This window comes from Paenibacillus pinisoli (assembly GCF_003605435.1).
Classification (GTDB): domain Bacteria; phylum Bacillota; class Bacilli; order Paenibacillales; family Paenibacillaceae; genus Pristimantibacillus; species Pristimantibacillus pinisoli.
Map to the genome: position 1 here is coordinate 817817 of NZ_QXQB01000001.1, position 12288 is coordinate 830104.

A 12288-nucleotide genomic window follows, 5' to 3' on the forward strand; every position below is an offset into this window, starting at 1 on the left:
TGCTCCCCCCTCTACACTAGCGTCCACAGCGCGGGAACATTGGTCGGTTCCCAGCCCGGAAGCGAGGTATGAGGCTGGCGGCAGCTGTACGTGCGGCCGCCGTACGTCACTTGATCGCCGATCTTATAGCTGACATTCGCCGCCCATGCCGCAGGTCCAGACGTTGTACTGGTCGTAGCCTGTACGGATGCGTTCGAAGATTGGTTGCCCGCCGCGTCATAGGCTTTGACATTGAAGGTATACGTCGTGCCGGATGCCAGGCCGCTGATTACAGCTGTTGTGCCCGTCACATTGACGCTAGTCGAGCCGTAGCTCACAGTATAGCCTGCGACGCCTACATTGTCAGTGGACGCGCTCCACGAAAGCGATACGCTGGACCCCGTTACTGCCGTCACTTGCAGATTGGAAGGCGTCGAAGGAGCCGCAGTATCATTCTCCGAAGGTGTTGTCCGGGTCAGGGCGTTGCTTGCCTGCGACAGGTTGCCCGCGGCATCTCTAGCCTTGACGGTGAACGTATAGATGGTATTCGGCAGCAAGCCGGTAATTGTCGCGCTTGTGCCTGTCGCATTTACGCTTGTTGTGCCGTAATAAACCGTATAGCCCGTCACGCCTACATTGTCCGTCGAAGCGCCCCAAGAAAGGCTGATGCTGGTCGCCGTAGATGCCGTCGAGACCAGGTTGGCCGGCGCTGTCGGCGGAATCGTATCGGCGCCGCCGCATGGACCGATCAGCTTCCATGCTCCCCATGATCCGCTCAGATCCGGACGGTCGCCTCTCGTCCACCATCTCGCCTCATATTCGCTGCCACCGTAGGAGGCACGCTGTCCACCCGAATAAGCCGTGTCTGCGCTCCAAGCTTGAACGGAGCATACATTCGCCGCATCCGTCGTTACGGATAAAGCCGCGCTTGCTGCAGACACATTGCCTGCCGCATCATATGCCTTTACTGTGAAGGAATAAGCCGTGCTCGGTGTAAGCCCGCTTATCGTAGCGCTGGTTGCGCTTGTATTCACGTTCGTTGTGCCATAGCTGACGGTATAGCCCGTCACGCCTACATTGTCCGTCGATGCATTCCAGGACAAGCTGACGCTGGTTGAGGTCTTCGCCGTCACTTGCAGATTTCCCGGCTGCGACGGAGGCGTCACATCCACAATCGGCGCATCCGTCGTTGCGGTTACGGGAGCGCTGGCTGCGGATTGATTGCCCGCCGCGTCTCTCGCCTTGACCGTGAACGTGTACGCCGTGTTTGGAGTCAAGCCGCTTATCGTAGCGCTTGTGCCGGTTACGGACGTCTGATTCGAGCCGTAAGCCACGGTATAGCCGGTTACGCCCCGATCATCGGTCGACGCATTCCAGGACAAGCTGACGCTGGTCGAGGTTTTGCCCGTCACTTGCAGATTGGCTGGCTGCGTTGGAGGCGACGTATCGTTTCCTCCGCCGCTTCCGTATTGGTTAAGATAAGCGCGGTGGCTGCTGGAGAATTGATAGTTGTTGTATTTGTCCCAGTTGATTGACCAGGTCATCAGGCCCTTCAGCTCCGGATAGCCCGCGGGATTGCGGAGGACATAGGAACCGCCGAACGATTGGCCTTTGATCAGATAATCTAGCGCCTTCTGCACATTCGCAGGCGTGGTATAGCCCCCGCCCGCCGCTTGCGGAGAAGCCGGCAGACCGATCAGAATCTGGTCGGGACGGAGCGGCGGGAAGATATTGTTGGCATTGCCGGCAATTGGGAAGCCGACCAGCATCATCTCGGCCATCGCGACATGGAAGTCAGGCGTGCCTTGCGCATACGCCTTGCCGTCTGGCCCTAGCATCGTGCCGGAATTGTAATGCTGCACATGCAAGTAATCAAGATCATTGCGCAGCGCGTGTATGACCGGCAGATAAGCTCCCCATGGACCGCCGTATGTGCTTGCCCCGCCCTGGACGTATGCCGTCTCCGGCGCCATCGTCAACAGGAAGTCCGGTCCGTAGCTTGCCAATATCTCCTTGGAACCCGCGATCAGGTTCGTAATTTTTGGCGTCGTCGGATTTCGGAAGTCGGTATCGCCGGCGCCAAGCGCGAGCGAGCTTCCCTCCAGGTCGATATCGAATCCGTCAAAGCCGTATTGATTAATAATATTCTTCATCGTAGTGACGAAGGTTTGCTTCGCCTGCGTCGTATTCAGCTCGATCGTGCCGTTGGCGCCGCCGATGGAGATAAGCACCTTTTGCCCGCGAGCCTGCAGGAATTTGACATCCGCTTGAAACTCGCTGACCGTCGCGTTGTACGGCGCAAATACCATATTGCCCGTCTGCGCTCCGCCTGACGGCTCGGCGAAGGCGACTTGCACCACGTCGTAATCTGGCGATATATCCCGAAGCTTAATGTTGGTGGAGCCATTATCAAAGTTGTGCCAATAGCCTACTATAATCTTGCCGCCTGATGCAGCCGCTTTTACCGGCGGCGCCCCCCATTGAAAACCAGACCATACGACAAGCAATGCAAGCGTAATAAGACAGACCCGCCCAATCGGCGACATTGTTCGCGAATAACGAAGCATAATTGCTAATCTCCCTTCGAATTTGAATACAAGATTGAAAACTTTAATGTAAGCGATTACATTAGGTGAACTGCCGAAATAGAGCCCCCTTTCTATAAACGGAACTAGAATGATAGCCTTGCTTCTCTTGCATGGGACTTACGGCTTGCTGGAATGGCTGACAACCTGAAAAAGAAGAGTTAATGACGCGGAAAACAGGAAGAATGTTGGAATGGATAGAGAAGATACCTATATTTTGCAGCGGAGCAGGCCTTGTTGGAAAGGAGATAATCCTATAGTGATAGGGGAAATATCTATGGTTCATAGGACATTCGAGTTAATAGTCCGCTAGACAGACGACAATTTCAGCGCTTGTATCTTAATGGCAGATGCTGTCTGATGGTGTTTTCGGCGACAAGACAGGGATCGGGAAACCATTACAGAGTAAAAAATGTAACTTATTTACTTTCCATTACGTTTATTATCTTAAGTACTTTCAAAGGGAGGCGGCTTATGTTGAAAAAAAGAATAGCGCTTGCTTCATGCATACTCGTTGCCGTGATCGCAATTACCGTCGTTGCTCTTGTCCTTCCAGCCAAGGAATCCGAGCCGGTATTGGCCAAGGGAGCAGGCGTCGAGGTGACGGTGAAGCGATTCATGGATGCGAAGCAGAACCTGGAGCTGGCTCACAACATGTTGGATGTCGAGCCGGAATATCCCACTGACCAGGATCTGCTGGACGGTATTCTGACAAGCGAACTCCTTTATTCTTACGCCAAGAAAAAGGGAATGTCCGTATCGGACGAGGAATTGAGTCAATACATTAACGAGCAGAGAGCTGTGCTGGAAGACACCGAGCAAGCTGACATGGCTGCGTTGATGAAAGAACGAATTCGCCTGACAGGAATGGATGAAGAGTCGTTCTGGCAAGACCAAGCAACGCTGGACGGCTACAGATATTTCATCATCATTGGCAAACTGCCGGAGCTGTTGGTGAAAGAAGGAGTCATTCAAAGCTCCTATGAATTTGCCCCTTTCCGAGAGAAGCTTCTTGAGGAAAATGCGGCGTCCATAAAGGTCAACTGGGATATGCTGGAGAAATCTTAATCCTAATAATAAGCACGAAATGCTGAGGGGATCACATGAAGCTAGTATGGGTTGTCATGCTATCGTTATTATTAACCGGCTGCACGATTTGGGGCGGGGATAAGGAAGCCAGGCAATCCCGGCTTCCATCTGCAGAATCCGATGCGGATAATGCATTAACACTCAGTCCGGCCATTGCTGCTGCATCCAAGCCTTTCAATATTGAACAAGCCATTTATCTGGGTGGAAGCGACCATGGCGACATCTATGAGGCGTTCGGTCACCTCTATGCCGTCGGCGCCGATCAGCAAGCCGTTGAGATCGGCGATCCCACTGTGGCGAAGCGAGGTGCCAAGCTGTCGAGGAGCGGCTCCGTGCTCGTCTATCAATTTATCGATATAGCCAATATGAGCAGTCCGCTGACCTTAGCCCTTCATGCAATCGATACCGGCAAGGTGACGGTGCTGGATACGGCCTCCCATTCGCCAGCCATCGGCGATTACCTCTGGGCAGGCGATCAAGTGCTCATTCTGGTTGCCGAGAACTCCCGCGCTCCGGGATTTGCCATGTACAGCGGCAGCACCGGCGAGCGTACGAGAACAGGTCAAGTATTCCAGCGGCTGTCGGAGGGGGGCGGCCAGAGCTCCTTCCTGCTTCAGTTTGATCCGCCTGAGGAACTTCTATCGATTTCCAGCAGGGATTATCCCATTACAATCTCTGTGTTGACATCCAATGGTGCGCTGCATAACTTGCTCGAAACGTCTTTTTATGAGACGCAATTCCTGGATGTCCGCTTGTCGGAAGACCGTTCAGCGATCGCTGTATGGACGCATCTCGTCCCGGACAATTCCTCTCAGCTCTTGCTTGCCGCTCTAGACCCTTCCACATGGAAGACCGGCGAATGGCAAACGTACAGTACAGCGCCTAAGAAGGAGGGCTTCATCCGCTTCCATACTGACCGCCAAATCGTGCTGCTAAGCAACGAACAAAGCTTCCGTATCCCCGCTATGACGGAATCGCCATAGCGGCATTACGAAATTTTTGACTGCGTCACACTGCTATGTCCGTTCAGTATTGCCCCTCTAGCGGTGCCACGCGGCGCTATTTCGCTACATTCGCCAACTTCGCTCCTCTAACGGTGCCACGCGGCGCTATTTCGCTCCATTCGCCAACTTCGCTCCTCTAACGGTGCCACACGGCGCTATTTCGCTACATTCGCCGATTTTGCTCCCCTTGCGGTGCCACACGGCGCTATTTCGCTCGTCCGCCGAATTCGCTCCTCTAACGGTGCCACGCGGCGCTATTTCGCTCCATTCGCCGAATTCGCCCCTCTAACGGTGCCACGCGGCGCTATTTCGCTCGTTCCGCCGAATTCGCTCCTCTAACGGTGCCACGCGGCGCTATTTCGCTCATTTCGCCGACTTCGCTCCTCTAACGGTGCCACGCGGCGCTATTTCGCTCATTTCGCAGTCGCTGAGTTTCCCCTCTAGTGGCGCCACACACCTCTATATCATCCCAACCGATAATCGCTCCCAAACCCGCACAGCAGCCGAACTGTCCCAAAAGCTAATTAGATTTGTTTAAGCTTCACGCTAAACTAAAGTTTTCAAGAAAAAAGGACCTCATCCTCCGCTTTGCAGTGGATTCTGAAGTCCTTTTCGTGTGTAAGTTGGGATGTTGCCCAACTCTTCACTGTGATGCTATCGAGTGGCAGCAACTGCCTATAATTTGGTCAAAATAACTGGGCCATCCTCGGTAATCGCGATGGTATGCTCGTATTGTGCCGACAGCGACCCGTCTACCGTGCGAGCCGTCCAGCCATCCGAATCAATCTTCATGCGGTGCGAGCCCGTCGTCAGAATCGGCTCGATCGTAAAGACCATGCCTTCCTTGAGACGAACGCCTTTGCCCGCAGGTCCATAGTGGAGCACTTGAGGCTCTTCATGCATCTTCTGCCCGATGCCGTGGCCTGTGAAATCGCGCACGACCGCGTAGCCCTTCGACTCGGCATACTTCTGAATCACATTCGACACGTCGCCAAGACGGTTGCCAATGACGGCTTTCTCAATCCCGAGGTAAAGCGACTCCTCCGTCACTTTCAGCAAAGCGTCCGCTTTCTCGGATACATGTCCGACGCGATACGACCAAGCTGAATCGGCTAGCCAGCCATTCAAGTTCACTACCATATCGATCGTGACGATATCTCCATCCTTAAGCGGATTCTTGTCGGGAAAGCCATGGCACATAACTTCATTGACCGACGCGCATGTTGCATATTGAAAGCCGTGATAGCCCTTCTGCTCCGGCGTTGCGCCATTCTCAGCCAGGAAACGCTCTACGAACTGCTCGATCTCCCAGGTCGCAATCCCCGGTTTGACCATCGCTTCTATCTCCTTATGGCACTGCGCCAGCAGTACGCCCGCTTCCCGCATCTTGGCAATTTCTTCTTTTGTTTTCAATACAATCATTTCATTCACCCTCAAATCTGATAGCTGCTTCTCCCCCATTATATCGCGTTTGCCCTTAAGGGTTCTACCCGCACCCGATATGCACAGTTATGCGGATGCTGATAAAGCGACGCTCATAGCCCTCCGGTCAGCTCCTTCAGTTCAATTGGATGTGAGCCGGCATTGATCATCCGGGCGATATCCTTGGCATGGCTGACATCGGACTTGGTTACAATCGAAGCCATTGCCCCCGTTAAAGGAGCGTCAATATGTACAGAAATCAGTTCGATTTCCCCCATGTAATAGCTAATCGACTGCCCAGTAAGCCGATTCGTTACGGCCTCAAGCTTGCCGGTATCCCAGTACGTTGTAAAAACCATAGGCTCTTCATCCATATTGAAGCCAACAAATGCGCCACCATAGATAAAGTCTTTTCTTTCCATAACGATAGCCCCCTCCTCACTGCGCACGGTCAGCTTTAAGGACTGATGAATAAAGGACTTGGTTCCATCCAATTCTTCCTGATCGATATCTGGAAATGCCAGCCGCAGGCGATTGTCCCCTATTATTCTGATTTCGGGCTGCGTGTAGCCGCCTTTCTTCAGCAGCGAATCAATGGCCGCCGCTAAGTCCAGCAGCCTTTGTTTGTTCATAACAAACCCTTCTTCAAGCGATACAGCCTCGAATAGGATCACTTGCTCTTTTTCCCCCAATTCCATGCCTTCTTCATTCGTCATTACAGGCTGCGAGCAAGCTGCCGCGATTCCCATAATCATGATGATAAGCAAAAACACCGATATCTTTTTCTTGTTCAACACGTATAGATCCCTCGCCAACATCCTTTATTCACCTATTCTACCATTTATCTCTTATTTGCGAAATGCGATGAACGATTGGCAAGTAAGCTATTTGCAAGAAGCGGATTCCAAGAATGGGTATGGGTCAAAATAAAAAAAGCCTCAACCCCGCTGCTGCGAAAAGTTGAAGCTCTACGATTACTCCTGCCTGATCTTAAACAGGCTGCATCGCCTGCATAAATTTGTCCATCCGCTCTAGCGCCCTCTCCAGGTCCACGATCGAGGTGGCATAGGAGCAGCGGACATGCCCTTCTCCTCCCATTCCGAACACATGACCCGGCACCACTGCCACTTTCGCTTCCTTCAATAGATGAAGCGCGAACTGCTCGGAAGACATACCCGTTGACGCAATTGATGGAAAAGCATAAAAAGCTCCCTCAGGCTCATGACATTTCAGTCCGATTGCATTCAAGCCGGCGACGAACAGCTTGCGGCGTTCATTATAGCTCGCCATCATCTCATCCTTGGCAGCAAGTCCGTGTCTCAGCGATTCCAGCGCGGCAACCTGAGCAATCGCAGGAGCGCATACGGCTGTATACTGGTGAATTTTCAGCATAGCGGCTACAAATGCTCGCGGACCGCACGCATAGCCTACCCGCCAGCCGGTCATCGCGAACGCCTTGGAAAAACCGCTGATCACAATGGTACGCTCCCTCATGCCCGGCAATGAAGCGATGCTGACATGCTTTCTTCCATACGTTAGTTCAGCATAGACCTCATCGGAAATGACGACCAGATCGTGTTTGATAATGAGCTCGACAATCGGCTGCCAGTCCTGCTCAGTCATCACTGATCCGGTCGGATTACTTGGATAATTGAGCATCAAAACTTTGGCATTTGGCGAAATAGCCGCTTGGAGCGCCTCAGGGGTCAGCTTGAATTGCTGCTCTGCCGAGATCGCTACTTCTATAATCTTTCCTCCATGCAGATGAGTGATTGGCTCATAGGCGACGTAGCTCGGCGCCGGAATCAGCACCTCATCTCCAGGGTTAATGACGGTCCGCAGCGCCAGATCGACCGCTTCGCTGCTGCCTACCGTCAAGATAATTTCTTGCCCAGGGTCATAGCTTAATCCGAAGCTAGCCTGGAAGTAAGCCGCAATCTCCTCCCGCAGCTCTAAATTCCCCGCATTGGAGGTATACTTCGTATGGCCTGCGCGCAATGCCTCAATACATGCCTCGCGAACCTTCTCCGGTGTGACAAAATCCGGCTCTCCTATGCCAAGGGCGATTGTATCGCCACCAGACGCTGCGTTCAGATCAAAGAACTTGCGAATGCCTGACGGCCGAATAAGCTGCACACGAGAGGATAAGAATCGTTCCGAGCCTTCTTCCTTACACATGAGCCATCCCCCGTTCCGGACTCCGCTCTCGCAGAGAGATTTCAATAATACGGTCCAGCAGCCCGGAGAAGGTTAGACCCGCCGCAGCTGCGCTTTTGGGAAGCAGGCTGTTGGCAGTCATGCCCGGCAAAGTGTTGACTTCCAGCACGTAGGGCATATCTCCACACAAAATCATATCCACTCTTGCATAGACCGAGCATTGCAGCAGCTGGTAGCTGGCAAGCGCCGCCTCGCGGACACGCTGTTCCACTGCGGCAGGCAGCTCGATCACCTTTTCCTCCGCACCGCCGTCCTCGTATTTTGCCTTATAGTCGAACCACTCCGAATGCGCGGAACGGATGCCGATAATCGGCAGCGCCTCGCCGTCCACAATAGAGCACGTGATTTCCGTCCCTTTGATGTAGCGCTCAATCAGGATCGTTCCATCCAGATCGCAGGCTTCTTCCACAGCGGACTGCAGCTCCCGCTCATTATGCACAAGCTGAATGCCAATGCTGGAGCCGCCTGTATTCGGCTTCACTATAACGGGATAGCCGAGCCTTTCCACCGCTTGCGGATCGTACTCATTCATCCCCTTCCAGCTCAGCCCCTCTGGCGTAGGCACACCCCCAGCGGCTAGCAGCGTCTTGGACAGCTCCTTGTTCATGCACAGGCTGCTTGCCAATACACCGCTCCCTGTATACGGAATGCCAAGCGTCTCGAGCGCCCCCTGCACCGTTCCGTCTTCGCCGAACTGGCCATGCAGCGCAAGCAATGCCAGATCAATACCCGATTGCTGAACCTTCGTAATCAAATCCTCCCGCTGGTCAATGACGATAGGAACCACTTCATAGCGGCTGCGATCGAGATGTCTAACCATCCCTTGACCTGTCTGCAAAGAAACCTCGCGCTCCGTCGAAATACCGCCCATAATAACGCCGATTTTCATCCCTGGCACCCCACTTATCATTTTGCGTTTATCAGCTTGATTGCCTGCTCTCCAATGACCCGAATTCCCTGTTCGATATGCTCATCTGCCACTCTTGAGAATCCAAGCCGCAGCGTATTCATCCCTTCGCCGTCCTGTATGAAGAAGCGGTCTCCCGGCGTAAAAATAACGCCTTGTTCCGTGCAGGCTGCCAGCAGCTCGCGTGTATTCACGTCCTTTGGAAGAGTAAGGAACAGATGCAGTCCTCCATCGCCTGTCAGCTCCGCATCGGGGAGATAGGCTTCGCAGCATGCTTTGGTCAGCTCATACTTGCGCTTATACTCTGTACGCGCTTTTTTCACATACTTGTCGAAATTGCCATTGAGCAAATATTGATACAAAATCGATTGATCGATTGTTGACGTATGAATCGACCTTGCCCGCTTGATGCTTTCCAGATGGCCGATCAGTGCCCTGTCTGCCAGCACCCAGCCAACCCGCAAGCCGGGGAACAGCACCTTCGAGAAGCTGCCGATATAGATTACTCCGTTCCCTTGCCCTGCTGTCGCAATGAGCGGTGCAATATGTGCGCCCGAGTATCTCAGCTCTTCGTTAAAACCATCCTCGATCACCGGAACACCGTACTGCGTCATTAGCTTCATAACAGCGCTTCGCTTCTCCGGCGACATGACGATGCCAGTCGGATTATGATACGAAGGCGTTAGATAAGCCAGGTCGAATGTGAGTCCCTGCTTTAACACCTGCTCGAGCTTCTCAGTAGAAATACCGTCGCGCTCCATCGGTATTCCGTTAATTTGGAAGCCTTGCAACTTCAAATTTTTGAGTGCCGTATGGTGCGTCGGATTTTCACAAATAGCCGCTCCGCTTCGCGATTCAGGCCGCAGCGCAGACAAGGCAATGTCGAAGCCTTCCGTAAAACCGCTTGTAATGAGCATATCTTTGCCGCTGAGATCGACACCCTTATTCTCCATGTAGCGCATCAAGTATTCGATAAGCGGCTTATATCCCTTGGCATAGCCGTAATTGAGCAGCACCTGGCCTTCGATCGCCATCCGGTCCATGAAGGCTCGCCTGACATCCCCCAGATCGAACAAATGCTCATCCGGAGCGATGCTGGTGAATGAGATGATGCCCTTCGAGCCGCGGATGCCCTGCTTCATAATATCCAACTCAACAGCGGATATGGCGTATCGATTCATTCTGGCCTTCCAATCAATCTGCAAGCTGGCAGAACCGTCTAAACTGCTGCCCTCTGCTGCTGAATGACCCGACATCGCAGCTACATAGCTGCCTTTGCCTGGTATCGCATATGCAAAGCCGTCATCCTCCAGGCTTTCGTACGCGGCAATTACGGTATTGCGGCTCACCTTCAGCAGACCGCTCATCTCGCGCGTGGAAGGCAGCTTCTGGTCCGCTTGAAGCGCCCCTTTTATAATTAAACGTTGAATGTATTCTTTCACCTGTATGACGACCGGCCGGTCGCCGTTGAGCTTAAAATCCTGGAACATCCTTCATCGCCCCCACTTACATGATGGCATAGTCGCGCCGCGAAAAAAAGAACCACCCCCTTGGATTTTTCATCCTGGGGTGGTTCCTATGTATCATGTATCGTAAATAATCGGTGAGCAATGACATTCGTTGTTAATCCTTGACGCGCCACGTCTACCGCAAGTTGAAGCTTTCTCTCCGAATCGTGCGCGCTAGTGTCCATCTAGGCCATCTATCCCTCTTCGACTTCCTTAGCTTTTGCCGCAATAACGGCATCATTCACAGCACTTTCCATTTCATCCATAACGTCGTCCACTGATTTTGTGCCCATAATGAGCTCAGCCAATAAGGGGCCTGCCCCTTGATATGCTATCCATTCGTACTTGCTTGGTCTATCTAGTTCAGGAAGATCCATCTCAAACAGTGCTTTTACATTTTTGTCGCGAAGTTCTGGAATATTTTTCCCAAAATCATCATTATGAGTAAATTCGTTGAGTACAGTTCCTCCTCCATTTTCCACCAAGAACTTTTGCAGTTCATCCGATACCAGATATTTTATGATTTCAAACGCGCTTTCTTTATTTTCACTTTCACTGTTGATGTGAACAGAAACTACCCTCGTTCCAGATCCCATATTGGAACTGGCATCAACTCGGGGGAAGGTCACCAAATCGATATCTTGATTGTTGGCGGCTCCCTGTACGATTGGATCTGCCAGAATACCAAGATACATTGCCGTTGTCCCGTGTTTCATAAAGCCATCTGGGAAACTTAAAAAACTCCTCGTCGGTCTATTCCCGTTCTTTTCATATAGGTTATCAATCTTTTGAACCACTTCCAATAATTCGGAAGATGATTTGAATTGATCGGTTTGCGGGTCCAAATACGTGACGTTGTATTGATCTAATAGCATTTGCACTCCGTTGCCACTTATAAAGTCTAGACCTACATATTTCGATCCGTTAGGAAAATCAGAGAACCGGCTTGCAAGCAGGATCACCTCGTCCCAAGTCATTCCATCGGTCGGATAGGGAATATCGAAAGCATCGAAAGGGGCTTTATTATAAAATAACGCGGTTAATAACCTTTGGACAGGCAACCCATATAACTCGCCGTTCTCAGCGGAGTTTCTTTCCAATAGAGCCGGAGCAAATTGGGATAAATCCACATTCTCCTTGCTTATAAAAGGGCTTAAGTCCGTATAGAATTTATCCCGCAAATGGGGCGGAACGGACGCGGAATCTGTATCAAGAATAATATCGGGTAATTTCTTTGCTTCGTACAATGATTCGATTTCATTGTATAAAAGGATCTCATAGGTTATTTCATAATTTGGAAAGGCGTTGTTAAGTATCGTTTGAAAATCTTCCCTAATCCCCCCAGGAGAACCAATCGACAAATTTATATTTTCTTTCTGTACGGGACCCACTTTGGAGCACCCTGCTATAATCAATACGATTAACATGCACATTACGAAAATTTTTTTCAATAGATTACCCTCCTGTATACATTGTAATTTTTTAAAAGAGTGCTTAGATATCGGGAATTTAGGACTAGATGTCTAAGTAAAATTATACATTAATATATAATTTTTTTGGTATATTTTATTGAAAAT

At 51.5% G+C, this 12288-nt stretch carries 9 protein-coding genes; 2 read left to right on the plus strand and 7 right to left on the minus strand.

Going from position 1 to position 12288, the window contains the following annotated elements:
* Window positions 1–11: 11 nt before the first annotated feature.
* Window positions 12–2546, minus strand: coding sequence for a fibronectin type III domain-containing protein (locus tag D3P09_RS28015; RefSeq protein WP_243643892.1), 2535 nt, complete (start codon window positions 2544–2546; stop codon window positions 12–14).
* Between the two features lie 492 nt (window positions 2547–3038).
* On the opposite strand from D3P09_RS28015, the gene D3P09_RS04050 reads away from it, so the two are divergent.
* Window positions 3039–3632 carry a SurA N-terminal domain-containing protein gene (locus D3P09_RS04050; RefSeq protein WP_165867304.1) on the plus strand — a complete coding sequence of 198 codons (594 nt, stop codon included), beginning with the start codon at window positions 3039–3041 and terminating at the stop codon, window positions 3630–3632.
* A gap of 35 nt (window positions 3633–3667) precedes the next feature.
* Window positions 3668–4636, plus strand: a complete 969-nt coding sequence (locus tag D3P09_RS04055) for a hypothetical protein (RefSeq protein WP_120107418.1) — start codon at window positions 3668–3670, stop codon at window positions 4634–4636.
* 696 nt (window positions 4637–5332) lie between these two features.
* On the opposite strand, the gene map is transcribed toward D3P09_RS04055, so the two are convergent.
* The 6 genes from map to D3P09_RS04085 all read right to left on the minus strand — a co-directional run bounded on the left by map (window position 5333) and on the right by D3P09_RS04085 (window position 12162).
* On the minus strand, window positions 5333–6079 hold the full coding sequence (map, locus tag D3P09_RS04060; RefSeq protein ID WP_120108497.1) for a type I methionyl aminopeptidase: 747 nt from the start codon (window positions 6077–6079) through the stop codon (window positions 5333–5335).
* A 113-nt stretch (window positions 6080–6192) separates the two neighbouring features.
* Complete coding sequence (locus tag D3P09_RS04065; RefSeq protein WP_133304970.1) at window positions 6193–6876, minus strand: preprotein translocase subunit SecD family protein; 684 nt, start codon at window positions 6874–6876, stop codon at window positions 6193–6195.
* Between the two features lie 193 nt (window positions 6877–7069).
* Window positions 7070–8257 carry an aminotransferase class I/II-fold pyridoxal phosphate-dependent enzyme gene (locus D3P09_RS04070; RefSeq protein WP_120107422.1) on the minus strand — a complete coding sequence of 396 codons (1188 nt, stop codon included), beginning with the start codon at window positions 8255–8257 and terminating at the stop codon, window positions 7070–7072.
* Window positions 8250–9185, minus strand: coding sequence for a D-alanine--D-alanine ligase (locus tag D3P09_RS04075; protein WP_120107424.1), 936 nt, complete (start codon window positions 9183–9185; stop codon window positions 8250–8252). The genes D3P09_RS04070 and D3P09_RS04075 overlap by 8 nt, the downstream gene beginning before the upstream one ends.
* A gap of 17 nt (window positions 9186–9202) precedes the next feature.
* Window positions 9203–10693 (minus strand): aminotransferase-like domain-containing protein, encoded by a 1491-nt coding sequence (locus D3P09_RS04080; RefSeq protein ID WP_120107426.1) that lies wholly within the window; start codon window positions 10691–10693, stop codon window positions 9203–9205.
* A gap of 212 nt (window positions 10694–10905) precedes the next feature.
* A complete protein-coding gene (locus D3P09_RS04085; protein WP_120107428.1) occupies window positions 10906–12162 on the minus strand; it encodes an ABC transporter substrate-binding protein in 1257 nt (418 codons plus the stop codon).
* Window positions 12163–12288: the final 126 nt, after the last annotated feature.